The sequence below is a fragment of the Arenimonas sp. genome, from assembly GCF_047602345.1.
Lineage (GTDB): Bacteria > Pseudomonadota > Gammaproteobacteria > Xanthomonadales > Xanthomonadaceae > Arenimonas.
Genome location: NZ_JASGHN010000010.1, coordinates 107419 through 131262, shown reverse-complemented (window position 1 = coordinate 131262; position 23844 = coordinate 107419). Strand labels below are relative to the sequence as shown.

24 protein-coding genes and 1 pseudogene are annotated in these 23844 nt (G+C 65.2%); 14 read left to right on the top strand and 11 right to left on the bottom strand.

Annotated elements, in window-relative coordinates; genetic code table 11:
* Positions 1-3 precede the first annotated feature (3 nt).
* From QM707_RS13410 to QM707_RS13400, 3 genes are read right to left on the bottom strand one after another with little or no spacing between them, the layout of a single operon-like run.
* A complete protein-coding gene (locus QM707_RS13410) occupies positions 4-438 on the bottom strand; it encodes a PH domain-containing protein (protein WP_415002379.1) in 435 nt (144 codons plus the stop codon).
* Between the two features lie 48 nt (positions 439-486).
* Positions 487-1434: a pyridoxal-phosphate dependent enzyme gene (locus QM707_RS13405; RefSeq protein ID WP_415002378.1), complete on the bottom strand. Its 948-nt coding sequence runs from the start codon at positions 1432-1434 to the stop codon at positions 487-489.
* On the bottom strand, positions 1431-2369 hold the full coding sequence (locus QM707_RS13400) for a DMT family transporter (protein WP_415002377.1): 939 nt from the start codon (positions 2367-2369) through the stop codon (positions 1431-1433). The genes QM707_RS13405 and QM707_RS13400 overlap by 4 nt, the downstream gene beginning before the upstream one ends.
* Before the next feature lie 143 nt (positions 2370-2512).
* Here QM707_RS13400 and QM707_RS13395 point away from each other — a divergent pair, with 143 nt between their 5' ends.
* From QM707_RS13395 to QM707_RS13375, 5 genes and pseudogenes are all read left to right on the top strand, one after another.
* Positions 2513-3511, top strand: a complete 999-nt coding sequence (locus QM707_RS13395) for a hypothetical protein (RefSeq protein ID WP_415002376.1) — start codon at positions 2513-2515, stop codon at positions 3509-3511.
* 550 nt (positions 3512-4061) lie between these two features.
* Positions 4062-5945, top strand: a complete 1884-nt coding sequence (mnmG, locus tag QM707_RS13390; protein ID WP_415002809.1) for a tRNA uridine-5-carboxymethylaminomethyl(34) synthesis enzyme MnmG — start codon at positions 4062-4064, stop codon at positions 5943-5945.
* Positions 5942-6505, top strand: coding sequence for a DUF2062 domain-containing protein (locus QM707_RS13385; RefSeq protein ID WP_415002375.1), 564 nt, complete (start codon positions 5942-5944; stop codon positions 6503-6505). The genes mnmG and QM707_RS13385 overlap by 4 nt, the downstream gene beginning before the upstream one ends.
* A gap of 239 nt (positions 6506-6744) precedes the next feature.
* Positions 6745-7671 (top strand): annotated as a pseudogene (locus tag QM707_RS13380) (SGNH/GDSL hydrolase family protein); the annotation flags it as partial.
* Positions 7672-9159, top strand: a complete 1488-nt coding sequence (locus QM707_RS13375; RefSeq protein ID WP_415002808.1) for an autotransporter domain-containing protein — start codon at positions 7672-7674, stop codon at positions 9157-9159.
* A gap of 333 nt (positions 9160-9492) precedes the next feature.
* Here the strand turns inward: QM707_RS13375 and QM707_RS13370 are convergent, their stop codons facing one another.
* The 3 genes from QM707_RS13370 to QM707_RS13360 all read right to left on the bottom strand — a co-directional run bounded on the left by QM707_RS13370 (position 9493) and on the right by QM707_RS13360 (position 11702).
* Complete coding sequence (locus tag QM707_RS13370) at positions 9493-9879, bottom strand: HU family DNA-binding protein (protein ID WP_415002374.1); 387 nt, start codon at positions 9877-9879, stop codon at positions 9493-9495.
* 142 nt (positions 9880-10021) lie between these two features.
* Positions 10022-11152: a hypothetical protein gene (locus QM707_RS13365; protein WP_415002373.1), complete on the bottom strand. Its 1131-nt coding sequence runs from the start codon at positions 11150-11152 to the stop codon at positions 10022-10024.
* A gap of 10 nt (positions 11153-11162) precedes the next feature.
* Positions 11163-11702, bottom strand: a complete 540-nt coding sequence (locus tag QM707_RS13360) for a phosphoribosyltransferase family protein (RefSeq protein WP_415002372.1) — start codon at positions 11700-11702, stop codon at positions 11163-11165.
* A gap of 145 nt (positions 11703-11847) precedes the next feature.
* Here QM707_RS13360 and QM707_RS13355 point away from each other — a divergent pair, with 145 nt between their 5' ends.
* The 7 genes from QM707_RS13355 (at position 11848) to QM707_RS13325 (ending at position 15687) form a co-directional block, all read left to right on the top strand.
* Positions 11848-12261 carry a DUF6228 family protein gene (locus QM707_RS13355; RefSeq protein ID WP_415002371.1) on the top strand — a complete coding sequence of 138 codons (414 nt, stop codon included), beginning with the start codon at positions 11848-11850 and terminating at the stop codon, positions 12259-12261.
* A 37-nt stretch (positions 12262-12298) separates the two neighbouring features.
* Complete coding sequence (locus QM707_RS13350) at positions 12299-12625, top strand: hypothetical protein (protein ID WP_415002370.1); 327 nt, start codon at positions 12299-12301, stop codon at positions 12623-12625.
* A 146-nt stretch (positions 12626-12771) separates the two neighbouring features.
* Positions 12772-13386: a hypothetical protein gene (locus tag QM707_RS13345; protein WP_415002369.1), complete on the top strand. Its 615-nt coding sequence runs from the start codon at positions 12772-12774 to the stop codon at positions 13384-13386.
* A gap of 7 nt (positions 13387-13393) precedes the next feature.
* Complete coding sequence (locus QM707_RS13340) at positions 13394-13885, top strand: hypothetical protein (RefSeq protein ID WP_415002368.1); 492 nt, start codon at positions 13394-13396, stop codon at positions 13883-13885.
* 15 nt (positions 13886-13900) lie between these two features.
* Positions 13901-14680 carry an SIR2 family NAD-dependent protein deacylase gene (locus tag QM707_RS13335; RefSeq protein WP_415002367.1) on the top strand — a complete coding sequence of 260 codons (780 nt, stop codon included), beginning with the start codon at positions 13901-13903 and terminating at the stop codon, positions 14678-14680.
* Positions 14681-14752: 72 nt separating this feature from the next.
* Positions 14753-15193, top strand: a complete 441-nt coding sequence (locus QM707_RS13330; protein ID WP_415002366.1) for a YybH family protein — start codon at positions 14753-14755, stop codon at positions 15191-15193.
* A gap of 35 nt (positions 15194-15228) precedes the next feature.
* Positions 15229-15687 carry a hypothetical protein gene (locus QM707_RS13325; protein ID WP_415002365.1) on the top strand — a complete coding sequence of 153 codons (459 nt, stop codon included), beginning with the start codon at positions 15229-15231 and terminating at the stop codon, positions 15685-15687.
* Between the two features lie 3 nt (positions 15688-15690).
* On the opposite strand, the gene QM707_RS13320 is transcribed toward QM707_RS13325, so the two are convergent.
* The 4 genes from QM707_RS13320 to QM707_RS13305 all read right to left on the bottom strand — a co-directional run bounded on the left by QM707_RS13320 (position 15691) and on the right by QM707_RS13305 (position 18579).
* A complete protein-coding gene (locus QM707_RS13320) occupies positions 15691-16398 on the bottom strand; it encodes a UPF0149 family protein (RefSeq protein WP_415002364.1) in 708 nt (235 codons plus the stop codon).
* 76 nt (positions 16399-16474) lie between these two features.
* Positions 16475-17656 (bottom strand): alpha/beta hydrolase, encoded by a 1182-nt coding sequence (locus tag QM707_RS13315; protein ID WP_415002363.1) that lies wholly within the window; start codon positions 17654-17656, stop codon positions 16475-16477.
* A 75-nt stretch (positions 17657-17731) separates the two neighbouring features.
* Positions 17732-18166: a barstar family protein gene (locus QM707_RS13310; protein WP_415002362.1), complete on the bottom strand. Its 435-nt coding sequence runs from the start codon at positions 18164-18166 to the stop codon at positions 17732-17734.
* Positions 18163-18579 carry a ribonuclease domain-containing protein gene (locus tag QM707_RS13305; protein WP_415002361.1) on the bottom strand — a complete coding sequence of 139 codons (417 nt, stop codon included), beginning with the start codon at positions 18577-18579 and terminating at the stop codon, positions 18163-18165. Before QM707_RS13305 ends, QM707_RS13310 begins: the two co-directional genes overlap by 4 nt.
* 183 nt (positions 18580-18762) lie before the next feature.
* Between QM707_RS13305 and QM707_RS13300 the strand changes: the two genes are divergently transcribed.
* Both QM707_RS13300 and QM707_RS13295 read left to right on the top strand, forming a co-directional pair.
* The gene (locus QM707_RS13300; protein ID WP_415002360.1) at positions 18763-21003 is read left to right on the top strand and encodes a M1 family metallopeptidase; all 2241 of its coding nucleotides are present in this window, start codon (positions 18763-18765) and stop codon (positions 21001-21003) included.
* Positions 21000-21872 (top strand): hypothetical protein, encoded by an 873-nt coding sequence (locus tag QM707_RS13295; RefSeq protein WP_415002359.1) that lies wholly within the window; start codon positions 21000-21002, stop codon positions 21870-21872. The genes QM707_RS13300 and QM707_RS13295 overlap by 4 nt, the downstream gene beginning before the upstream one ends.
* A 59-nt stretch (positions 21873-21931) precedes the next feature.
* On the opposite strand, the gene QM707_RS13290 is transcribed toward QM707_RS13295, so the two are convergent.
* Positions 21932-23809 carry a M61 family metallopeptidase gene (locus QM707_RS13290; protein WP_415002358.1) on the bottom strand — a complete coding sequence of 626 codons (1878 nt, stop codon included), beginning with the start codon at positions 23807-23809 and terminating at the stop codon, positions 21932-21934.
* Positions 23810-23844 lie beyond the last annotated feature (35 nt).

The following is a 23844-nucleotide window of genomic DNA, read 5'->3' as shown; positions in this document are numbered from 1 at the left end:
GATCTACAGCAGCGGGTCGTGCAGGTCGTGACCGCCTTCCAGCGCGCGCACGCGTTTGGCGTCGCGACGCGCCTCGACCAGGTGTCGGATCTTCTCGCGTACCGATTCGGCGTCGGCGATCCACCCGAGCTTCACTTCCGGCGTCGAGGCATCGGTCGTGAACAACGTGAGTTCGCCGAGGCGGAGCATGCGTTCCCATACGTTCTGCTGCAACTTGGTGTCGCGAACGCGGTAGAGCTCCAGATCGTCGACGGTCTTGTTGAACACGCCGCGGCTGAATTTCAGGCGTTGATCGGTCAGCGTATAGACCGTGCTGCTGACCACCAGCCAACGCCAGATCGCGTACGGGATCGGCAGCACCAACAGGCAGGAAACGAACCAGCCCAGGTTCTGCCATTGCGATGGGCGTCCGGTCCATTCGATGCGTTCGTCGGTCATGCCGGTGTCCTCATGGGTTTTCGCGGCGACGCTGCGCCCGCGCAAAGATTACAGCGGCAGGTCGTCCAGGTCGACGTTGCCGCCCGACAGCACCAGGCCGACACGGCGACCGGCGAAACGGTCCGGATTGCGCAGCACGGCGGCGAGCACGGTCGCGCTCGACGGTTCGACCAGCAGCTTCAGTCGCTCCCACATCAGGCGCATCGCCCGACGAATCTCGTCGTCGTCGGCCAACAGCACTTCGACTCCGTACTGGCGCATCAGGTCGAAGTTCATCGCGCCAATGATGCCGCGCAGGCCATCGCAGATCGTGTTCGCCGTCATTTCGGTCGGCCGTTCGCCATCACGCAGCGACTCCCAGGCGTCCGGAGCGCCTGATGGCTCGGCGCCGATGACGCGCGCGTTCGGCGCCAATCCACGGGTGGCGATGGCCGTGCCGGAAATCAGGCCGCCGCCGCCGACCGGCGTCATGACGATGTCGAGTTCGCCGATTTCCTTCAGCAGTTCCATCGCCGCCGTGCCCTGTCCCGCGATGACGGCCGGATCGTGATACGGATGCACGAGCCGTGCGCCCGTTTCCTGGCGCAGGCGCTCGGCCGTCGCTTCGCGAGCGGCGAATGTCGGCGCGCAAACATGCAAGGTGGCGCCGAAGGCTTCGATCGCGGCCATCTTCGAACGCACTGCGCCTTCCGGTACGACGACGTGGGCGGGAATGCCGCGCGTCTTCGCCGCCAACGCGAGCGCAGCGCCATGGTTGCCGGAAGAATGCGTCAGGACGCCGCGCGCGGCGGTCTCGTCGTCCAACGACCATACGGCATTGCAAGCGCCGCGGAATTTGAAGGCGCCCGCACGCTGCAGGTTTTCGCACTTGAAGTACAGCTCGCAGCCGGCGAGCGCATCCAGCGATCGTGAGCGACGCACCGGTGTGACCTGCGCATGCGCAGCGATACGGGCCGCCGCCGCGAGTACGTCGTCGAATACGGGGATTGCGCTCATGTCGTCGTTGCCTTTCGGTTGCCGAGCAGGCTGCTCGCGGTCGAACCCATCACCACCAGGACAGCGCCGGCATAACCCAGTGCGGTAACGGCCTCGGAAGCGATGCTCAGCGGCCAGAGAGCATGCACGCCTGCGACCGTGGCCAGACAGAGCAGGGGCGTGGTGGCGAGTATTGCCGACACGCGCGAGGCTTCCCAATGCGCCAGGGCTTCGGCGAACGCGCCATAGGCGATCAGGGTGTTGAGCGCGCAGTAGCCCAGCAAGGCCCAGTGACCTGCATCGAGGCCGGACAACCGGGACGGGTGCGAGAACGGCAGCAGCGCGATCGACGCCAACGCATAGATGAAGAGCAGAATCGCCGGCGAGCTCAGGCGCAGCAGCAACTGCTTCTGGATCAGGGCGTAGACCGCCCACACGACGGCGGCTATCAGCACGAACGCTGAGCCGAGCAGGTAGCCGCCGGCGGACGTGCTGTCGGCCTGCAACTGGTCGCGAAAGAACAGGCAGAGTCCGAGCACGATGATGCCGAGACCGATCCATTGGCCCAACCGGTACGGTTCGCGGAACACGAAGATGCCGCCCAAGGCCATCAGAAGGGGTGCGAGCTGGATCAGCAGCTGGGCGTTCGCAGGCGACGTGTGTTCGACGCCGAGCAGATAGAAGACGTAGTTGCCGATCAGCATCGCCCCGGCGATCGCCAGCAAGGCCCAGCGCCGGCCGTCGAGCGCGGCGAACTGGGCCAGCCCGCCGCGCACGGCCAGCCAGGCGAACATCACCAGGGAGGCGACGAGAAAGCGGAACCAGGTGAGGGTGATCGGATCGACCTGTTCCAACGTGATCTTCAGCGCCACCGGCAGGGTCGCCCAGCAGGCGGCCGTGACCAGGGCCAGCAACAGACCGAGTTTCCAGCGCCCCGAGGCCTGGTGCAGCGCCATCGCGATCGGTTCCGCAGAACAGGAGGAGGCGGCACCTTAGCACCGGCGCACCGGTGCGCCTAGCGGCGTTCATCCGGGCGTGAATCCTTAAGCGACAATTCACGGCGGGCCGACCAGACTGAGGTCCTAGCCGGGGGTGTCCCATGTTCGTACGTACCGCCATCGCTCTTGTCGTCGGCGCTTCGCTCGTTGGCTGCGCGAGTACCAGTTCATACCGTGGCGGCGTCGCCTACGGCCATGGCAGCGGCCCGGCCTACTACGACTCGGTGTCGCCCTACGACGCCTACTACGGTTATGACCCGTATTACCGCGGCTATGGCTATGGCGCATATGGCTACGGCCCGGTCTATTTCGGCTTCTCGTCGATCGGTATCGAAACCTTCGGTGGCTATTGTTCGGTCGAATATCGGGCGTGCTTGCCGTGGTGGTACGGCACCGGCTACGACCCGTACTGGCGTTTCGGCTACACCTACGGCTACGGCGGCTATTGGAACTATTACGGCTGGGGTGGTTGGGGCGGTTGGGGTTGGCCGCACCATGGTCACGGACACGACCATCACCATGATGGCGACGGGCACGATCACGACGACCACCATGATGGCGACGGGCACGATCACGACGACCACCATGATGGTCACGGGAACGACGACGATCACGATGGACATCAGGCTGGCAACGAGGGTGGGTCGTCCGATGGCAGCGACATCTTCCGTCCGCGTCCGCCGCACAACCCGCGGCCGGAGCGCGAACCTCGCGCTGGTTTCGAACTGGGCGAGCACGGGATCGGCCAAGCCCTGGGGCGCGATCGCGATCCGCAAGACGTCCAGACCGAGTCGATACGCCCGCAGGAACGTCCGGACTGGCGCCGCTGGCAGGAGCTGCGCGGCGACACGGGTCGACCCAGGGCCTACCCGCGCCAGAGCGACGGCGCCGAGCCGCGCCCACGCGTGACGCCGCGCCCCTGGGAGGAAAACGAGGCCGCTACGCCGCGGGCACAGTGGCCGAGGGAGTCGCGACCGAATTACCGCCCGGAGGCGTCGCCGCGTTCCGGTTCGAGGTCGGAATCGCGCTCCTCCGACTCGCCGGCACGCGGTGAATCGCGCGGTGGCGGCCGCAGCAGATCGCGAGATCGCGGGAACTGAGAACCCGGTACTTGCAGTCCCGGGAACTTGGCCGCATGCTTTGAACTGACACGTAGCGTCGCTAAGTGACGCTGTACGGAAAAAATCACGCTTGCGCGGCGCCCGGGGCGGCGTTCTCTGGATCCCCCCTGTTCCACCAATGCTCTCCGGGCGCCGCCATTCTTCAAGCGACAGGCGCATTGCGCGCCATTGACCGGATCGGAATAAAAAAGCGGGGAGTTCCCCCCGGAACTCCCCGCTGGCATCCCCCTCGCGCGCCCGACCAGCCCCTGTTCAGTCTGGTCAACGCCCCCCGGCGTCGGCCGCGATGGGTGCGAGGTAGGCCAATGCAGGATGTGTGCCAACTTTTCGGATGGCTGACGCACCAAGATCGGAATTGTGAAATCGATCACAAGGCAAGGCGATCGTGGGCGAGCCGCTAAACTACGCACCCCGTGACGATGCGATTTGGCGAGACTTGCGATCTGCAGCCTGAAGCGGGCTGGGTGACCCGGCGAGCGCAGGACGCGCGCGTTTAGTCGCCGATGGTGATGGCATGAGCGGATTTCCAATGGCGAACAAGCAGTTCCAATTCGACGTGATCGTGATCGGCGGCGGCCATGCCGGTACCGAAGCCGCACTCGCGTCGGCGCGCGCCGGTGCGCGTACCCTGCTGCTCACGCACAACATCGAAACCGTCGGGCAGATGAGCTGCAACCCCGCTATCGGCGGCATCGGCAAGGGGCATCTGGTCAAGGAGATCGATGCGCTCGGCGGCGCGATGGCATTGGCGGCCGATCGCGCGGGTATCCAGTGGCGCACCCTGAACGCGTCCAAGGGCCCCGCCGTGCGCGCGACGCGCGCCCAAGCCGATCGCGTTCTCTACAAGGCGGCCATCCGCCGCAGGGTCGAGACGCAAACGAACCTGTCCTTGTTCCAGCAGGCGGTCGACGACATCGTCATCGAGAACGATCGCGTGCGCGGCGTGGTGACGAACACGGGCCTGCGTTTCGATGCGCCGGCCATCGTGCTGACGGCCGGCACCTTCCTCGCCGGCAAGATCCATGTGGGACTGACGAACCATGCCGGCGGCCGCGCCGGCGACCCGCCGGCGACGCGCCTGGCCGAGAAGCTGCGCGACGGTCCTTTCGTCGTCGACCGCTTGAAGACCGGCACGCCGCCGCGCATCGACGGACGTAGCATCGATTACAGCGATCTGGCCGAGCAGCCGGGCGACGATCCGATCCCGACCTTCAGTTTCGTCGGCGACGCCTCGCTGCATCCGCGACAGGTCTCGTGCTGGATCACGCATACCAGCGCACGCACGCACGAGATCATCCGTGGCGGCCTCGATCGCTCGCCGATGTACTCCGGCGTCATCGAAGGCGTCGGCCCGCGTTATTGCCCGAGCATCGAAGACAAGGTCGTGCGTTTCGCCGACAAGCTATCGCACCAGATCTTCATCGAGCCCGAAGGCCTCGACACCTTCGAGATCTACCCGAACGGCATTTCCACCTCCCTGCCTTTCGATGTGCAGATCGAACTCGTGCATTCGATCAGGGGCTTCGAGCGCGCGCATATCACGCGCCCCGGCTACGCCATCGAATACGACTATTTCGATCCGCGCGGCCTGAAGGCGTCGCTGGAAACGAAGGCCGTTTCCGGCCTGTTCTTCGCCGGGCAGATCAACGGCACGACCGGCTATGAGGAGGCCGCGGCGCAGGGCCTGGTTGCCGGCTTGAATGCCGCGCGTTCCGTGCAGGAACAGGAGGCTTGGTCGCCGCGCCGCGACCAGGCCTATATCGGCGTGCTGATCGACGACCTGATCACGCACGGCACCAGCGAGCCCTACCGGATGTTCACCTCGCGCGCCGAATACCGCCTGCAGTTGCGCGAGGACAACGCCGATGCGCGGCTGACGCCGATCGGTCGCGAGCTCGGCATTGTCGACGAGGCGCGCTGGCAGACCTATTCGCGCAAGGCCGAGGCGGTCGGGCAGGAGAATGCGCGCCTCGGCGCCATCTGGGCCGCACCGAACAATGCGCTTGGTCGCGACATCGAACAGAGCACCGGCATTGCCTTGAGTCGAGAGTGCACTGCGCTCGATCTGCTCAAGCGTCCCGAGCTCGACTACCGCGCATTGATGCGCGTGCCCGGTCTCGGCCCCGGCACGGACGATGCGAAAGTGGCCGAACAGGTCGAGATCGGCGTGAAATATTCGGGCTACCTCGAGCGCCAGCACGAAGAGATCGAGAAGCAGCGCCGGCACGAGGACACCGGAATCCCGGAGGGCTTCGAGTTCGCGGGCATTTCGGGCCTGTCGGCCGAACTGCAGGGCAAGCTGACGCAGGTACGGCCGCAGACCATTGGCCAGGCACAGCGTATTCCCGGCATGACGCCAGCGGCGATCTCGCTGCTGCTCGTGCATCTGGCGAAGCGCCGTCGCCGCGCATGAGCGGCGACGCGCTGCTCGAGCGCTATCTGCATCGCTGGCGCGCGCGCCGCCGTCGCTTGCGCTGGCTCCTGCGCAAACTGCCGCGTCGCGCCAACCTGCATCGTTATCCCGGCATTCGTCGTTTCGCGGCCTCGGCACGCAAACGGCCGTTCCTGTGGTCGTTCAAACGCGCCCAGATCCTGCCGGCCGTGTATGTCGGCACGGTGCTGTCCCTGATGCCGACCTACGGCATCCAGTTCATCATCGCTTTCGCGGCGGCCTTGTTGTTCCGCGCCAATCTCACCGTGATGGCCGGTCTGCAACTGATCAACAACCCGCTGACGGCCGCCCCGATCTATCTGGCCACCGATTTCGTCGGCATGTGGCTTATCGTCGAAACCGGCGTCGGCTATGGGCTCAACACGGTCGGTACCCACTTCAACGCCCTGATCGTTGGGGCCGTGGTCTGTGGGCTGGGCTTGGCCTTCCTGGTGGACCTGCTCTGGCGCAGCCTGGCCTGGGAGGCCGACCGGTTTCGGCGGCGGCGGCACGCCTTGGCCGGACAGCCCATGGAGTCCTGAAACCCAGCGATGACAGCCTTGCTGCCCCCGCCGGCGTGGCCGGGGCCCACCACCTACGCAGTGGTATGGCGGTTAAACATCCATTAAAGTGAAGGCTCTAACCGGTCGCGCAGACGACCGGAGGCGGACCGACAGGACCGCGGGGGGAAGGGGCAGGGCAGGGAGAGGGGTCCCGTCATGCATCGCCGTCCGTCTGATCGGTGGTCCGGAATGTTTCAAACCCTGATCAGGAGTTCGTCATGCTTCGCAAACATCGTTTGACTGCAGCACTCGCGCTGGCGCTTGCCGGCATCTCGACCGCCTCGGCGCAGGAATTCACCAACGTCATCAGCTTCGGCGACAGCCTCACGGATGCCGGCAACGTTGGCGCCGTCGACGGCAATCCCGCGACGCTGCCGGGCAGCAGCTTCACCACGAATCCCGATCCAGTGTATGCGCAGGTCCTCGCCGCAGCATTCGGTTTCAACCAGACCTATTCGGCCGCAGGCGGCAGCAACTACGCCTTCGGCGGCGCCTGCGTGCGCGCTAACGTCGCTGGCGCTCCGCCAGCCGGCTTCACCTGCGCGCTGTCGCCGAGCTCTTTCTCGCTGACGACGCAGCTGACCGGTTATCTCGGCGCCAACGGCGGCCAGGCGGACGGCGACGCGCTCTACACGATGTGGGGCGGCGCCAACGACATCTTCACCTATGCCGGCCTCGCGGGCGGTGGTTTCATTACCCCGGCGCAGGCGCAGCAGCTGACGGGCCTGTCGGCGCAGACCATGGGCGGCTTGGTCGGCACGCTGCAGAACGCCGGCGCCAATTACATCGTCGTTCTCAACCTGCCCGACCTCGGCCTGACACCGCAGGCGATCGCTTCGGGCCCCAGCGCCCAGGCTTCGCTGTCCGGTCTGGGCTTCGTCTACAACAGCACGCTCGATGGCGTGGTCGGCACGCTCGGCGACGGCATCATCGCGATCGACGTCTACGGCCTGTTCAACGAGATCGTCGCCAATCCGGGCGAATACGGCTTCAGCAATGTCACCGGCACCGCTTGCGGCGCCCTGTCCGGCTCGCTGGCCTGCGGCCCGGCCGGCGATCCGAACTACCCCTTGCACTATGCCAGCGGCACCAACAGCACCTGGTTGTTCGCCGACGGCGTGCACCCGACCGGCGCTGCGCACGCCATGCTGGCCAGTGTCGTGTATTCCACCATCGTTGCGCCGGGCCAGGTTTCACTGGCGGTCGAAGCGCCGCTGGCGGCGTACGACGACCACGGCACCACGATCAACGGCCACATCTTCCAGGCCAAGAACGGTGGAGAAACCGGCGATACCGAATTCTTCGCCAACCTGCAGTACGGAAAGAACGACATCAACGCCAGCGTCAACACGATGTCGGCCGAAAACGATGTCTGGACGCTCACCGCCGGCCTCGATTACCGCATGAGCGAGACCTTCAGCCTCGGTGCCGCATTGAGCGTCAACTCCTCCGATGGCGATTTCGCCAACGGCGGCGGCATCGACGCGATCGAAGCCCTGGGTTCGGTCTTCGGCGTGTGGAACTTCGGCGGCGGCTACATCAACGCCATCGCCACCATCGGCAGCAGCAGCCTCGACATCGAGCGCGAGATCGTGCTCGGTCCGTCGGTGCGCACCGAAACCGGCAGCACCAATGCCCTGCATTACGGTTTCGAGCTTGGCGGTGGCTATGTGTTCGAATCGGGCGCCATCAAGCATGGCCCGTTCCTGAGCGCCACCTGGCAGCGCGTCGAAATGGACGGCTATACCGAAGACAGCAATACGTCCTCGTCGATGTGGTTCGGCGAAGTCGAGCGCGAATCCGTGGTCGGCCGCATCGGCTACCAGCTGGCGGGTTCCGGCAAGCTCGGCGAGAGCTACGTGCGCCCGTATTTCCGCGTGGCCTATGCCTCGGAAAGCGAGGACAACACGACCTACGTGCAGGCGGGTTCCGCCACCCTCAACGGTCATTTCACGATGCCCGGCTTCACGCCTTCCGGCGACTGGTACGAGGCCGAAGCCGGCGTGGCCTTCACCGTCGGCGACAGCGGCGAGCTGCTCTTCAGCTATCGTGGTCGCTTCAACGATGACACGCAGGATCGCGGTGCGTTGAACATCGGCTATCGTCATTCCTTCGGTGCGGCGCCCGCGCCGGTCGAGCAGCCGAAGACCGAAGAGCCGGCGCAGACCTGCTCCGATCTGGACGACGACGGCGATGGCGTCAACAACTGCGACGACAAGTGCCCGACCTCGGAGGCCGGTCAGGCCGTCGGTCCCGATGGTTGCGCGGTGCCGCTGACGATCGACCTGCGCGGCGTGAACTTCGATTTCGACAAGGACACGCTGCGTCCGGAATCGATCGCGATCCTTGACGAGGCCGTTTCGATCCTGCAGAAGTACGACCAACTGCGCGTCGAAGTCGCGGGCCACACCGATGCCATCGGTACCGACGCCTACAACCAGGGCCTGTCCGAGCGCCGCGCCAAGGCGGTGTACGACTACCTGACCGGTCACGGCATCGATGCTTCGCGCCTGGCCGGTCCGAACGGTTTCGGCGAAAGCCGTCCGATCGCGCCGAACACCAATGCCGACGGTTCCGACAATCCTGAAGGTCGCGCGCGCAATCGCCGCACCGAGTTGAACGTGCAGAACTGATCAACTGTTCGACGCAGCACGGGAACGCCGCCTTCGGGCGGCGTTTCTTTTTGCCTGCCATTGCAGCCGATATTCCGGTGAGCGGGGCGGGAAACCAGATCGGGATAGCGCGGCGTCGAGAGCAGCGTTGTCGGCGCGATGGCCGGGTCTCAGGCGAAGAGCCGTCGGTTGCCGACGGCGAGATTCTCGCGGAAGGCCGATGCCGGCATGCGTATGAGCGGGTTCAGCGACCTGCGGCGAATGCGCCGGTCGATGGCGCGACGAGGCGGACGGCACAAAAACAAACCGCGCCGAAGCGCGGTCTGTCTGCATCTCAGGATACCGCGACGGCCATCAGGCCGCAGCGTCCTTGAGCTTCTTCAGCGGACGCACCTTCACCTTGACGGTGGCCGGCTTGGCGGCGAACCACTGCTCTTCCTTGGTGAAGGGGTTGATGCCCTTGCGCTTGGGCTTGGCCGGCACATTGACCACGGTGATCTTCAGCAGGCCGGGCAGGGTGAAGGAACCCGCGCCCTTCTTGCTGACCGAACCGGCGACGGCGCTTTCCAGCGCGGCCAGCACGGCGCGCACGTCGCGCGCGGCGACAGCAGTAGTTTCAGTGAGGTGGGCCACGAGACCCGACTTGCTCAGGGCGGTCTTGATCGGCTTGGCCGGGCCGGCTTTGGCCGGGGCCTTCTTCGCAGCTTTGGCTTTCTTGGGGGCTTTCTTTGCTTTGCTCATGGGCGTTGTGCCTGGATGATTTGGAATGGGATGAAGCCGGGCGCCATGCGGTGCACCGACAGCGCGACTGTAGGACAGGCAACGCTCGACGCCAAGTGTTTTTTCAGTTTTTTCGCAAAAAATCCCTGAAAAAGAGCGCCGATCATTCTTCGACGAGCATGATGGCCGCTTCCGCCACCACTTTCCCGTTGACCTGCAACTGCAGCCGGTGCGTTCCGTGATACAGCGTGCGGGTGGTGACGGGCCGGAAGGAATGTGTTTTTTCCAGTCGCCGCGTCTCGCCAGCGCCGAGCTGAAGCGTCCAGCCCTTGAACACCTTCGGCGACGAGCCGCCATTCGACTTGAGGTAGTGCACGAGGTAATCGATCGCAAGTGATTGAGATTGCCGGGCTTGCGATTTCAGCTCGACCTGCAGCCGCAACGTCTCGCCGACACGAAGGCGCTTCGGCGATACCTGGAAATGCAGCTCAGCGTTGAGCGGTCGACCCAGTCCCCAGGCCTTCAGCGTGGATGCGTGGCCCTGCTTGATCAGCGTGCGACTGGCGTGGCGGAGCAGGGCGCGCCGTTCGGCGCTGGCACCAGGCAGATGTTCCCGCAGCCAGTCGGCCACCTGATCCGGATGATCTTTGGCGATGTCGTTGAGGTGATTGGCGACGCTGCGGCGCACATAGGCGCTGCCGTCGTCCTGCAGGGCGCGCAGCAGCGGCAGCGAGGGCGACGGATCGGCAATCAAGGGCTTCAGCTGCAGTCCCCAAGGCAAGCGCGGACGGCTGCCTTCGCTGACGAGCCGGCGTACGTGCGCGCTCGGATCGCGCGTCCAGGCCTGCAGGATTCGGAAACCCGAGTCCGGGTGCCGCAGCAGGATCGGACGGATGGCGAACTCGGCGGTGAAGCGTTGCGTCAACGCATGCAACGCGGCGAAGGCGCGTTCTGGCGTTTCGATACCGCGTCGCGCAACGTATTCGCCCAGCGACCAGCAGATCCAGCCGGCGAGCCCCGCCGGCGTGGTACGAAAACCCAACGCGTCGCCTTCGCCCGGCGGACCTAACGAAGCCTCGATGATGCCGGCGGCGCGATCGAAATCTTCGGGCAGGAAAGCCTCCAGCGCATCGGCGACCTGCATCGCCCGCGCCTTGAACTCCAGTGCATCGAGTCCGGCCAGGGCCTGTTTCTCGAATCCGCGGCGATCGAAATCGCGCCAGACGCGCTGCAGATGCGCGCCCGCCTCGCGAATGCGCGCAAGATTGATCAACAGCTTGAATGCCTCGGTCACGCGCGCGGACTCAGCCGCCCGGGCGCAACAGGTCGACCGCGAAATCGCTCTCGTAGGGTGGCACGTTGCATTCGATCACGTCGGTCGGCGCGATCTTCATCGTCAAGCCGACGATGTCGGCGCGCACCGGCATCCGATAGCGCTGGCGATCGACCAGCACGGCCGCATGCACGGCCGCCGGCCGCTGGCCCGCCAGCCATTCGAACACGCGCATCAGCGAATAGCCCTGGTAGAGCACGTCGTCCACCACGATGACCCGACTGCCGACCAGGTGGGCATCGACCGGCGCGTCCAGGCGCGTATCCGGATGCAGCAGTTCCAGCGTGTCGGCATAGCGCTTGACCAGCACATCCAGCCGACGGATATCCGCACCGGGCACGTGCTCCTGAAGGCTGGCGTACAGGCGGTCGGCCAAGGGCGCGCCTCGCCGCAGCATGCCGAGGATCACCGTCGGCGTGCCGTCGAGCAGGTTCGCTGCCTGGCGCGCCATGTCGTCGATCACCGGCGCCAGCTGCTCGGCGTTGTACAGGCGGAAGCGGTCGTCGCTCATGTCGGCTCCGGCGTGGAAGGCGCCCTAGGCTAGCGCAGAATGCGCGCAGAGGAGGAGATGCGCGGGCGAGCGCCGGGTTAGGGTCGGATCGATACGCGGAAGCGGCCTTTGGTTCAGGCGGTCTTTTGGCGAAGCAGGGAGCCTCATGAGCACGAGCGACACGACGGAAAGCGTATTCATGTTGACCTCGACGGATGGCGCGACCTTGAGCCTGTCGTGCGCCGAGTCGGAGGACGGCGAGCTCGCGGTGGTGGCGGAGGGCATAGACTACCGAGTGACCGGCAGCGTTCGTACGTTCATGGCACCCTCGCTGCCGGACTTTCTCGAATCGGTCGCAGCTCGCCCGGGGATCGGGCGCAGCGTGGGGCCTTGGGTGTCGCTTGAAGGCGAGCTGCGCATCGAAGCATCAATGGACGCCACCGGACATATCTTCCTGACCTATCATTTGCGAAGCCAGGACTGCATGGGTTGGCGCTTCACGGGGCGACTCGTGATGGAGCTCGGCGGCTGGCCGCTCCTGTGCAAACGCGCCCGACGATTCTGGAGCGACGCGTACTGAGTCGCAACTTCGATCCTCCAACAAACCAAGGCTTGCCGTGAACCTGCCACTCGCCTCGATTCTTCTGTTGTTCGGACTGTCCGGTTCGGTGCTGGCGGCGCCCCGGTGTTCCAATGACGCCGTCGCCCAGGCGCACAAGCTGCTGGCCTTCCATTTCGGTGACGATGGCCGCATTTCGATCAGCGACAAGGTCAAGGAACTTCCACCCGTCAGCAATCCGGCCAATGCGAAACAGAAGTTCGCGGTGCTCGAAGTCTGGGGCTACGTCTACAAGGGCGAATACCGCATGCGCTTTCTCTACTACCGCATGAAAGACCAGTGCGTGTTGATGGGCCAGGAGATCCTCGAGTACGCGAGGCTGTAGGCGGGCGCACTCAATGGTTCGGAGTAGGATTGGTCTGGTCGATAGCACGAGCCGGACGGGAGGATTGGATGCGAAGTCTTTTTACTGCCGTAGGCGGCGCGCTCCTCGTTCTCCTGGCGCCGCGCATCTGCCTCGCGACGGAGTCCGTGCACGAGTGGCGCACGCTCGAAGCCGTCGGCCCCCAAGCCCTGGACGCGGACGCCGTCTGGCGCGCGCACGTGATCGAGGAACAGGCGCCGGGGAAACGCGAGGGCGAGCCGGTCGGCAACGTCGGCATGCCGCCCAACGCCAATACACGCCAGCTCGTGATCGAGGTACTGGCGGCTGACGCCCGAGCGCAGTTACGACGCGAAGTCATTGATGTGGCGAGCGAAACGATCGAAAACGATCCCTGTGCGGTCCGCCGCGTGGAGAAATTCCAAGCAGAAGGGCAGACGCTCACGATCACCTTGGTCCGGGATACGGCCTGCGGCGCCGGCTCCAGCGTCAGCACGACCTACCGTCTCGAGATCGGCCGCGAACAGACGCGCCTGATTAGCTGGGGATTGAACAGCGCGTCGCGCGACGCGGTGTGGTCGGCCGAGATCGAATATCCGGACGGCCGGCTGACGGTGCGTGATGAGTCGCCGGACAGTGACCCCGACCAGCTGCCGAAGATCCTGAAGATCTCGAAGATCGCGCCGGCGTTGACGGCGCAATCGTTCTCGCAATGCCTGCCGCCGCTGCGGGGGCCAGATGTGATGAATTGTTCGCAGCCCTAGGACGCACGTGACGAAGCGCAAGGCCATCGCCACCGTTTCTATCGCCCTGATGCTCGGCGTCGTGGCGGCGTTGTCCTTGCTTCACACGAGAGAGACGGATGTCTTTCTGGACTTGATGGCGCCGTATCGCGACTCGGAAAAGGTGTTTGTCAGTCGCCCATCGACATGCTACGCAGAAGGTCCAATCGATGGCGTGCCCAATGCTTTGCTCGACAGCTTCTTGGCGGCGAACGGGCCCGATGCCGAGCCTATTTCCCTTTTTCGCTTGCGTTGGCACTTCCTGACCGCCGAAGCGAGGTTGCTTGACCGCTACCCGTCCGCCGCCGATCGTGCGCTTGCAAGTTTGCCGGGTGACGCGAGTACGATCGATTTTTCGCGAGTCGGGTTCAATGCAAACAGGACGGAGGCTTTGTTTTGCGTGGACGACAGGGCGCTGCTGTACGCGAAAAGGGTCGATGGCCGATGGGGGATTTTCTCTGTGCCTCTTGCCTATGACTAGATTCGGCATGGAACGTTGACCATCAGAAAGTCTCAATTGGATGTTAGTTCCACATCGCTAGTAGAGGCCGCCGACCGCCTCGCCGCGGCGCGTCAGGTCTTGATCCTCAGCGGCGCCGGCATGAGCGCCGAATCGGGCGTGCCGACCTTTCGCGAAGCGCAGACCGGCTTGTGGGCGCGCTATTCGCCGGAAGAGTTGGCGACGCCAGAAGCCTTCGCGGCGAATCCCGAGCGCGTGATGGACTGGTATCGCTGGCGTCGCGATATCGTCGCGAAGGCGCAGCCGAATGCCGGGCATCTGGCGATCGCACGCTGGCAGGCAATACACACTGACACCACGATCGCGACGCAGAACGTGGACGGCCTGCATCAGCGCGCGGCGGCGATGCGCGATGCGAACGCGGCGACCGATGTCGTCGAACTGCACGGGCGCCTGTCGCACCTGCGCTGCGTTGCTTGTGGCGAGCACAACTTCTGGCCGGATCAGGATCCTGGCGGCCTGCTCGCGCACGACTGCGGCGGTCGTCTGCGACCCGATATCGTCTGGTTCGGCGAGAACCTGCCGGTCGACGCCCTGCGCCGCGTCGAGGCCCTGGCCGCAAGCTGCGATGTCTGTCTCGTGGTCGGCACCTCGGGCTTGGTCTATCCCGCCGCCGGCCTGCCCTTGCTGGCGAAAGACGCAGGCGCCTTCGTGATCGAGATCAATCCGCAGCGCACGCCATTGTCCTCGCGCTGCGACATCGTGATCGAAGAGACGGCAGCGAGCGCCTTGCCGGCCTTGCTTCGCCACGCATGACTTTCCGGCCTTGCCGGGTCGGACGCGACGAGGCCTGATGTCTTCCACGACCTCTTCCTCAAGGAGCGCTGCATGTTTCGTCCGTTGATCCTGGCTTTGCTGTTCTTCGTCACCACCACCTGGGCGATGCAGGCCTCAGCCGATACCGCTGCCGACCTGCGTGCGGCCGAGACGGGTTTTGCCAAGACGATGGCCGATCGCGATTTCGAGGCCTTCGCCGCCTACGTCGCCGACGATGCGGTCTTCATCAACGGCGGCAAGCCGCTGCGCGGCAAGGCGGCGATCCTCGCGCACTGGAAAAAGTTCTTCGAAAAACCGGAGGCCCCGTTCTCGTGGAAACCCGAGCTCGCTGAACCGACATCGACCGGCGACCTTGGTTACACCGAAGGTCCGGTCAGCGGGCCGGACGGCAAGGCCTTCGCGACCTTCTATTCGACCTGGCGTCGCGATGCGGCGGGGCAGTGGAAAGTGGTGTTCGACAACGGCTACCCGACCTGCGTCTGCGAGAAGTGATAGCGTTCGCCATGTCCAACTGAAGACATCGCGGCATGCCCGACAATCCGCTTCCATTTGCAAGAACAACGGGCTTCAGGACCTGGGCAGGCTTGATTCTGGCGGCATCGCTGCTGTCGGGCTGCGACATGCTCTCCAACTCGGTCACCACCGACTACGCAACCTTGGCCGAGGCCAGGGCAGGCGGCCTGGGTGGCTGGTTACCCGATGTGGTGCCGGCATCCGCGACTGACATCCACGTCAGCACGAATATGGATCTGGGTTTTTCGGTGGGCGAGTTTTGGTTCGCCTCCGCCGATGCACCGGCTTTCTTCATGCGCCTGGAACCCGGCGCGCCGCCCAGCGCGCCCTTCGATTCTTGGAGCGATACCGTCGTCGAGTATTGCGAGGACGGCTATCTCGCCCATTCGATTCACGAGGGCAGGGAGACCACGGTTTTCTTCTGCCACGAGCAGAAGAAACGCTGCGATTATTTCAGCTGGACTAACCGCTAGCGCTTACATCGCCCCGTGGCAGCGCTTGTACTTCTTGCCGCTGCCGCAGGGACAGAGCGCGTTGCGTTCGGTGGTCTGGCCGCGGCGCACCGGTTCGCGCGGTGTGGCATCGTCGATGCGCTGCTGGTGCAGGTCGTTGAGCATGCCGGGCAGGCTGGCGACGATTTCCATGCGTTCGCGATAGGTGGTTTTCTCCGGCGCATCGCCCGGTTCCACCGGCGCGTCGCCGGTCGCGAGCTGTTCGAGCAGGGCGAAGATCTCGTCCACCCAGTCGTGCTTCTCCAGCCATTGCTGCCAGGCCTCGCCGCGCAGCTCGACGGCGCGGAAAAAACCATGCGTCCAGTCATGACCGATATCGAGGTCGTCCGGGTGGTCGCCCTCCGGGGTTTCCGGTAGCCACATCAGCGGCGACAGATGCTCCGGCAGATCTTCGTCGCCGTAACGCACGCGCGCCACGCAAGCGTTCCAGTGGCCGAGCAGCAGACGCTGCACCTCGGCGAACTCGTCGTCGCTGTCCCAGCGCGGCGGCTTCGGGCCCCAGACGAGCGGCTGCCATTCGCTGGCGGGCACTTGCTCGGGACTGACGGCCAAGGCCGACAGGAAACCATCGAGTGCTTCCAGATTGAAGCCCTGGAAGGGCACGGCGCGCTGATCGAGCAGGTCGCCGAGGCGTTCGATGCCGGCATCGTCGAGATAGGGGGGCGGATTCATGCGGTCTTCTCGCGGGAGTCGAAGCCGCATTATCCGCGTATTCGCCTCGGCCTGCGCGGACCGAGGCGGGAATCGTTCACTCTTTCGGCAGGAACTGCCAGTAGTCGCCCTGGGCGGTCTTCATCCGGCGCAGTCGTCGCCGCTCCTGCGCCGATTGCTTGAGCCGCAGCATCTGCGCGATATCGCGGATGACGGGCACCGATTCGACGAAATACGAATGCGCGAGGATGCTGTCGTCCACCAGCGAGGCGTCGATGGTGTCGATGCCCGGCAATACGACGAGGCCTTCGCTGTCGCCGGCGCGCGGATAACCATGCACTTCCTTCGAGGCCTTCAGCGCGAGGTCCTTCGACGAGGCGTACAAGGTCACGCGCTGGCCGGCCTGCATCAGGGCCGGCGCGAGATCGTTGCGGAAGACTTCCGCATCGACATCGGGCGCGGCCAGGATGATTTCACGGAAACGCCCGCGCAGATCGGGGCGTTCGAGCATCAGCGTCGCCAGCGCGCGCGTCAGACCGCGGTTGCCCATGCTGTGGCCGACCAGATAGAGATTCTCGGCCCCGGATTTCTCCGCCACATCCACCAGGAAGCGTTTGATGTGCGAGGTGGACCATTCGATGTTCGATTCGTCCACCGTATAGCCCTTCAGCACGCCCTGCGAGGGCCAGCTGTAGAAGATCGGCGCACCATCGAAGGACAGGTCGTACGAGAGCTGCGCGGTGCGTCGCGCGGCATCGGCGAAGTTGACGTTATAGCCATGCACGAAGACGAAGGCGTTCTTGCCACCGGACGCCGCGATACGCTGGCGCAAGGTCGCCAGGAAATTTTCCTTCGACTGCTTCAGCAGGCCCAGCAGCACGACATGGCGCGAGGGGTCCTCGCGGATCTCGAGGCGCCAGATCGACGGTGCCTCCAGTTCACCCGGCACATGGTTGCGCGGAATGCTGACGTAGGCCTGGCCGTAGCTCATCGCGCCGCGGCGCACGCCGTAGCGCTCGGCCACGGGTGTGGCGGCGAAGTTGGCCGCGGCTTCGCGATCGGTCGCGTAGAACACGCGCATGCGCGCGTAGTTCTTGTCCGGATCGACCGGCGGACGCGCCGGCTCCACCGGCGGCGGTGGAGGTGGTGGTGGTGGTGGAGGCGGCGGCGGCGGAGGAGGAGGCGGTGGCGCGCCAACGGGTTCGGATTCGTGTCCGCCCAGGCCGGCGCAGCCGACCAGCACGGTTCCCAACATCAAGGCCGCCAACCATCGACGCATCATGCGCTCCGCATCCCGGGGTCGGGCCGATGTTAGCGGAAGAACGGGTCGGCGATGCCGCCGGGGCTACGGGTCTCAGTCGAGCGCGTCGAACTCGTCGTCGGACATCGCGATGAAACTCCAGAACGGGCGTTGCCGTCCCGCCCACTCGGCGCTGACCGACTGCAACACTTCCATCGCGATCTTGAAGTCTTCGACACCCTCGCGACGCAGTCGCCCGCTGTTTTCCAGCAGCAACACCAGTCCGAGCGTGTCGCCGGGCCGGAAATCGGCCAAGGCATCGGCGAAGGCATCCCAGTTGAAACCGAAATGCGACGGGAAGTGCAGGGCGTCGGCGAAACGCTGCAGCAGGCCGCCTTTGTCGCGTACGCCGTGCAGGTCGATTTCCAGGCAGGGGAACTGGTTCACCGCCGCCGCCTCGCGCAATTCATCGATGTCGGCCTGCGGCAGGAAATAGACGCCGGCGTCCTCGTGGCGCGTCAGCAGGCCATCGAACCAGAGCAGGCTCATGGCGTGGCCTCGATGCGGCGGAAGGATTCGTAGTGATCGTCCGTGTACCAGAACTCGCGCGGCGGCTCGCCGCCGGTCACGATGCGGCGCGCGCCGCGATGCGACAGCCCTGGCGTGGGGACGGTGTATTCGCGGTAGTAGCCACGCCGCTGTTTCGGCAACCGGCCTTCGTAATTGCCGAAGACCACGCCATCGCGATCGTAGGGAAAGGGGCCGCGGGCATGGATCAGGCGCAGGATTTCCCGCGCTTCGTCAGGCAGGGCATCGGTATCGTCGGTGTCGATCCTGGCTTCTTCAACGGCGGGCGACCCAACCTGCGCCGCGCGATCGTCTGCAACGGAGCGCGTCGCCGCCGCATCTGTCGGCGACGACGGCGCGGGCGGGGCTCGCGCGTCCCCTGCGAGGTCCACCATGCCACCGCCAGCACGATGCCCACCAACAGCAGCCAATGCCCGGGAGAACGCCGCATGCTGGAAGGCTCCGCACCGGAAAGGAAGGATTGCCGCACAGTTTGCCCGAAGCCGTGACCTCAGGCCTATCTTCGGGGCCGGGCCTGCGGCTACTCTCGCGCTTTGCCAATTCGGGGAGCCCGCCTGATGTCGCCTTGGATGCGTCGTATGCAATGGAGTGGCGCCGCCGCGCTGCTGGTGATCGGCCTGGGTTCGCAGGCGCAGATGACGAGCAAGCCGGCCGCGCCAGCGCTCGAGCCGACAGAAGCGGTCGCCGACGAAACGACAGCCGCCAGCCAGGAGATTCCGTTCGCCTCGCCGCGTGCGGCGGCGGTCGAGGTTCCGAGCGCGCCCGGCGCCTGGGGCGGCGAGCGCACCGGCAGCGAGCAAACGCTGTCCGATCGCGTGGTCGACTACGTCATCCAGGCCACGCTCGATCCGGTCAAGCACACCATCGAGGCGCAGCAACGCCTGACCTGGCGCAACCGCAGCGACCGCGAGATCCGCACCGTCTACCTGCATACCTACCTCAACGCTTTCGAAGGCCCGGGCAGCACTTACATGACCGAGCAGCGCGTGCCGGGATTTGGTTCGCGCGACGAGATCGATATCGCCGATGGCGAATGGGGCTACATCGAACTGCGCTCGGTCAGTCAGGGCGGCAAGAAGGTCGCCTGGCGCTATGTCCAGCCCGATGGCGGTCCGGCGACCGACCGCAGCGTCGTGCGCTTCGACCTGCCCGAACCGGTCGCGGCCGGTGCGAGCACGACGATCGACATTTCCTTCTTCGATCAACTGCCTTTCGCGGTTGCGCGTTCCGGCTATGTCGGCAGCTTTCATCTCGTCGCCCAGTGGTTCCCGAAGATGGGCGTGCTGGAATTGCCGGGCGAGCGCGGCGCCACCGAGCCGCGCTGGAACGTGCACGAGTATCACGTCAACAGCGAGTTCTATGCGGACTTCGGCAGCTACGACGTCAGCCTGACGGTGCCCAAGGGCTATACGGTCGGCGCCACCGGCGAGGAAGTCGGTACGCCGGTCGAGAAGAACGGCATGGTCACGCATCGTTTCGTGCAGGGCGATGTGCATGATTTCGCCTGGACCGCCGACAATCGCACCGCCAAGCCCCTGGTCGGCGAATACCGCGGCGCAGGCAGTCCGGTCGTCAAGGTGACCGTGCTGTATCCGCCGGAGAACGAAGCGGCCGCCGCGCCGTCGCTGAAGGCGACGATCGATTCGCTCAAGTACTTCTCCGAGACGCTGGGCCCGTATCCGTACAGGACGGTGACGGTGGTCGTACCGCCATTCAACGGCGATGGCGCCGCCGGCATGGAGTACCCGACCTTCTACACCGCGGACTCCGTGTCCGAAGTGGAAGAAGGCACCCTGAACCAGTACCTGATCGATTTCGTGAACATCCACGAATTCGGCCATGGCTATTTCTACGGCATCCTCGGCTCGAACGAGTTCGAGGAGCCGATGCTGGACGAAGGCCTGAACGAATACTGGAACTCGCGCATGATCCGCGGGCGCGGGCAAACCCTCGATCTCGCCACGCCGATGATGAAGCGACTGGGCCTGGTGCCGAAACTGCCTGTGTTCGACATGCAGCGCATGGCCGCCAGCGTGATGGAGCCGGCCGACGGCGTCGGCTTCAATTCCTGGGACCGCTTCTCCAGCCGCAGCTATGGCACGGTGTATTCGCGCACGGCCACCACGATGCGCGATCTCGAGGAACAGATCGGCAAGCAGACGATGGAACGGGCGTTCAAGGAGTACTACAGGCGCTGGCGCTTCCGCCATCCGTCGGTGGCCGACCTGCGCGAAACCCTGGCCGACGTGTCGGGCCAACGTGAACTGGTCGAGCGCACCTTCGCGCAGCAGGTCTATTCGGTGCAGAAGGTGGACGACCGCATCGTGCTGTTCGAAAGCGAGGAGGTATTGCCCTTGGCGGGTACGGACCTGGTGGACGGCCGTCGCCTGGTGCGAACCAGCGACCAGGTGGACGAGGAAGTTTCCGAAGCGCGCGCCGCGTGGAAGAAGAAACATCCGCAGGCCGACGAAACCAAGGCCGGGCCCTATCCCTATCGCACGATCGTCAATGTGCGACGCGCTGGCGCCACCGTGCCGCAGACGTTGGAGGTGGTGTTCGCCGACGGCAGCCGCCAGACGGTGAAGTTCGACGATGCCCGGCGCTGGCAGCGTTTCACCTGGACCACGCCGAGCAAGGCCGTGTCGGTCCGGCTGGATCCGGCGCAGAAACACAATCTCGACGCCAACCTGTTGGACAACAGCCGCACCCTGAAGGCCGATGGCCGCGCGTCGCGTCGCTGGAGCCTCGATCTGGCCGCGGTATTGCAGAGCTTCTATTCGTTGGTGGGCACGCTATGAACGCACAGGAAAGGACTTCGGGATTCGGCGCATTCTGGTACGGGGCTTTTGGCGCCCTGCAATGGCGTCTGCTGCTGTTGTGGGTACTGGGCCTGTGCGTACCGACGGCGATCGTGGCGATTCCGTTCTGGCGGGCGCTGGCCGGACAGATCGATCATTCGGTGCATGCCGGAGAATGGCTTGCGCGTCTCGATCTCGGTGCGCTCTACGACGCCATACCGGCGATGCAACAGGCCGGCTACACGCTCAACAGCGGGTTCATGCTCGGCCTGGCGATCACCGTCATGCTCTCGCCCTGGTTGACCGGCATGAGCGTGGTCGCCGCGCGTTCGCCGCGCCCGCTCGGTTTCGCGGCCTTGTTGCAAGGCGGCCTCGGCGAGTACGGCCGCATGTTCCGGCTGATGCTGTGGTCGGTCCTGCCGCTGGCGCTGGCGCTTGCCGCCATCGGCGGCATGCTGTCCTGGGCGGCCGACAAGGGCGATCATGCGATCCTCGAATCCGAGGCCGAGCATGCGAGTCGCATTGCCTTGCTGGTCGGCGTTTTCGCCTTCGTGCTGATGCATGCGACGGTAGAGGCGGCACGCGCGCAGTTCGCCGCCGATGCGCAGCTGCGCTCGGCCATCCGCGCCTGGTGGCGCGGCCTGAAGCTGGTACTGCGTCGCCCGTTCTCGACCCTGGGCGTCTACGTCGTACTCACCGCGTTGGGCCTGCTGGCCGCTGCGCTGTTCGGTTGGGGACGGATCAATGTGCTGCCGCTGGGCGCGACGGGCATCGTCCTTGGTCTGCTGCTGACGCAGGCGGGCAGTGCCGCCCTGGGCTGGATGCGCAGCGCGCGCTTGTTCGCGCTGATGAAACTGGTTGCGCGCTGATCCTGGCGCAAAGAGAAAGGCCGTGGTTCGCGCCGCGGCCTTTGCTTCTCAGCCGAGCATTACTTGCGTGGTTTCAGGATGTCGGCGAGGCGATCGGGCGTGTTCGGGATACGTTCGAGATGCGGATAACGCAGGCCGTCCTTGTAGACGATCGTCACCGAATCGATGCGGTCGAGGTTGTTGACCAGCAGCACGATCGGTTTGCCCGACTTCTTTCCGTCGATCACCGCCTGCTTGAGCCGGTCGGCGTTCGCCGCTTCGCCGTTCACCGCGACCAGGGTCTGACCTGAGGCGAGTCCGGCCTTGAAAGCGGGGCTGTTCCACAGAACGTCGCCGAGCTTGTTGTCCTTGCCCAGGCTCAGGCCCAGCGAATAGGTGAAGTCGGCGCCGCCGAAGCGCGAGGCGCGGCCGGGCTTGTCGTTGTAGACGAGCTTCCAGCCGCTGCGCGCCAACCCGTCCAGCGGCGCATCGGGGCCATGGCTGTCGACGCGCGCGCGCAGGAAGGCCAGCCAGTCGTGCGGTTGCACGCCGTTCAGTACCTGCGCGACCTCTTCGATGGTGTAGCCGAGCGGACGCACGCGGCCGTTCTCGACGCCAAAAAAAGCACGGGCGAAATCGTCTAGCGAACGCTTGCCGCCGCTCTTCTCGCGGATCAGGCTGTCGACGTCGAGCCAGATCAGCTGGCCTTCGGAATAGTAGTCCTCGCCGCGCTGCCAACTACGCCAGCCCATCGGCCCGCGGTCGGTGATGATCGGCTGCCAGGTCGTGTCTTCCAGGTCGCGCCAGGCGCGGCCTTCGCGATGGTCGTAACTGGCTGCGACCGAGGCGATCGTGTCGCGCACGCGTTCGGCGTCGAGCAGGCCGGCGCGCGCGGCCAATACATAACCCCAGTACTGCGTCTGGCCTTCGTAGACCCAGAGCAGGGTGTTCTGCATCGGCACGTTGTAGTTCGGCGTGATGAGGTCGGCGCCGCGGCGGAACTTGCCGTTCCAGGAATGCGTGTACTCGTGCGCGAGCAGATCGCGTGCGCCGCCGTTGTCGTCGGTGAAATAATCGGTGCCGACGCCGTTCTCGCTCGACTGATGATGCTCGAGGCCGATGCCGGAGAAACGGTTCGACAGCGCCAGCAGGAAATCGTAGTGGGCGAAATGGCGCGAGCCGTACAGCTTGTCGGCCTGACGGATCAACTCGCGGTGCTTGGCGATGAATTCCGGTTTGGCTTCCAGCGCTTCCGGCGTATCGGCGACGACGTTCAAGCGCACCGGCACCTTGCCGCCCGGGTCGAGGTCGAACTGCTGGAAGTACTTGCCGGCGAACAGTGGCGAATCGACCAGCATTTCCAGGTCCAGCGGTTTGAAGATGACATCGCCGCCGGTTTGCGAGGCGACTTCAAGCGCACTGCCGAACTTCCAACCGATCGGCAGCTTGACCTGCGGCTCGACCTGGATCGCGCGGGCGGCATGGCCGGCCGGATACAGCAGCAGCGCGTTCCATTGCAGGCCGACGATCTCCGGCGTCACCACGATGCGACCCTGGTTGCGTTCGGTGGGCGACAGGAACTGGAACTCGACGCGCAGCGTATCTACGCCCTCGGGCACGCGCAGGTTGAAGCGGTAGACATCGACCGGATCGCGTTTCCAGCCGATGGTCTGGCCATTGCCGCTGAGCATCAGTCCGGCGAGTTGCACGATCGGACCTTCCGGCGCGTGGCCGCCCGGCAACCATTTCGGATACTGCAAGGTCATCGGACCGGGACGCACCGGGATGTCTTGTGTGACCCGGATGATGCGACGCGTCAGGTCCGTGGCGTCCACCGAGACTTTCATCGTGCCCGGATAGGGCGCATCGGAGACGGCGTTCTCGTCCGCTTGCGCGGAGCTGGCGGCGAGCGCGAGGGCGATGAAGGCGCTGAGTGCGAGGCGGCGCGGCATGGACATGGGCTTCGGTCCCGGGGGAAAGCACGGAGCATCGC

What these genes read in the sequence shown, in the direction of transcription:
- QM707_RS13400 (WP_415002377.1), bottom strand. Translation starts at nt 2,369, where the DNA reads ATGGCGCTGCACCAGGCCTCGGGGCGCTGGAAACTCGGTCTGTTGCTG.
- QM707_RS13315 (WP_415002363.1), bottom strand. Translation starts at nt 17,656, where the DNA reads ATGCGTCGATGGTTGGCGGCCTTGATGTTGGGAACCGTGCTGGTCGGC.
- QM707_RS13310 (WP_415002362.1), bottom strand. Translation starts at nt 18,166, where the DNA reads ATGAGCCTGCTCTGGTTCGATGGCCTGCTGACGCGCCACGAGGACGCC.
- QM707_RS13375 (WP_415002808.1), top strand. Translation starts at nt 7,672, where the DNA reads ATGCTGGCCAGTGTCGTGTATTCCACCATCGTTGCGCCGGGCCAGGTT.
- QM707_RS13320 (WP_415002364.1), bottom strand. Translation starts at nt 16,398, where the DNA reads ATGAATCCGCCCCCCTATCTCGACGATGCCGGCATCGAACGCCTCGGC.
- QM707_RS13395 (WP_415002376.1), top strand. Translation starts at nt 2,513, where the DNA reads ATGTTCGTACGTACCGCCATCGCTCTTGTCGTCGGCGCTTCGCTCGTT.
- mnmG (WP_415002809.1), top strand. Translation starts at nt 4,062, where the DNA reads ATGGCGAACAAGCAGTTCCAATTCGACGTGATCGTGATCGGCGGCGGC.
- QM707_RS13305 (WP_415002361.1), bottom strand. Translation starts at nt 18,579, where the DNA reads ATGGTGGACCTCGCAGGGGACGCGCGAGCCCCGCCCGCGCCGTCGTCG.
- QM707_RS13410 (WP_415002379.1), bottom strand. Translation starts at nt 438, where the DNA reads ATGACCGACGAACGCATCGAATGGACCGGACGCCCATCGCAATGGCAG.
- QM707_RS13330 (WP_415002366.1), top strand. Translation starts at nt 14,753, where the DNA reads ATGTTTCGTCCGTTGATCCTGGCTTTGCTGTTCTTCGTCACCACCACC.
- QM707_RS13355 (WP_415002371.1), top strand. Translation starts at nt 11,848, where the DNA reads ATGAGCACGAGCGACACGACGGAAAGCGTATTCATGTTGACCTCGACG.
- QM707_RS13325 (WP_415002365.1), top strand. Translation starts at nt 15,229, where the DNA reads ATGCCCGACAATCCGCTTCCATTTGCAAGAACAACGGGCTTCAGGACC.
- QM707_RS13360 (WP_415002372.1), bottom strand. Translation starts at nt 11,702, where the DNA reads ATGAGCGACGACCGCTTCCGCCTGTACAACGCCGAGCAGCTGGCGCCG.
- QM707_RS13290 (WP_415002358.1), bottom strand. Translation starts at nt 23,809, where the DNA reads ATGTCCATGCCGCGCCGCCTCGCACTCAGCGCCTTCATCGCCCTCGCG.
- QM707_RS13300 (WP_415002360.1), top strand. Translation starts at nt 18,763, where the DNA reads ATGTCGCCTTGGATGCGTCGTATGCAATGGAGTGGCGCCGCCGCGCTG.
- QM707_RS13405 (WP_415002378.1), bottom strand. Translation starts at nt 1,434, where the DNA reads ATGAGCGCAATCCCCGTATTCGACGACGTACTCGCGGCGGCGGCCCGT.
- QM707_RS13385 (WP_415002375.1), top strand. Translation starts at nt 5,942, where the DNA reads ATGAGCGGCGACGCGCTGCTCGAGCGCTATCTGCATCGCTGGCGCGCG.
- QM707_RS13370 (WP_415002374.1), bottom strand. Translation starts at nt 9,879, where the DNA reads ATGAGCAAAGCAAAGAAAGCCCCCAAGAAAGCCAAAGCTGCGAAGAAG.
- QM707_RS13295 (WP_415002359.1), top strand. Translation starts at nt 21,000, where the DNA reads ATGAACGCACAGGAAAGGACTTCGGGATTCGGCGCATTCTGGTACGGG.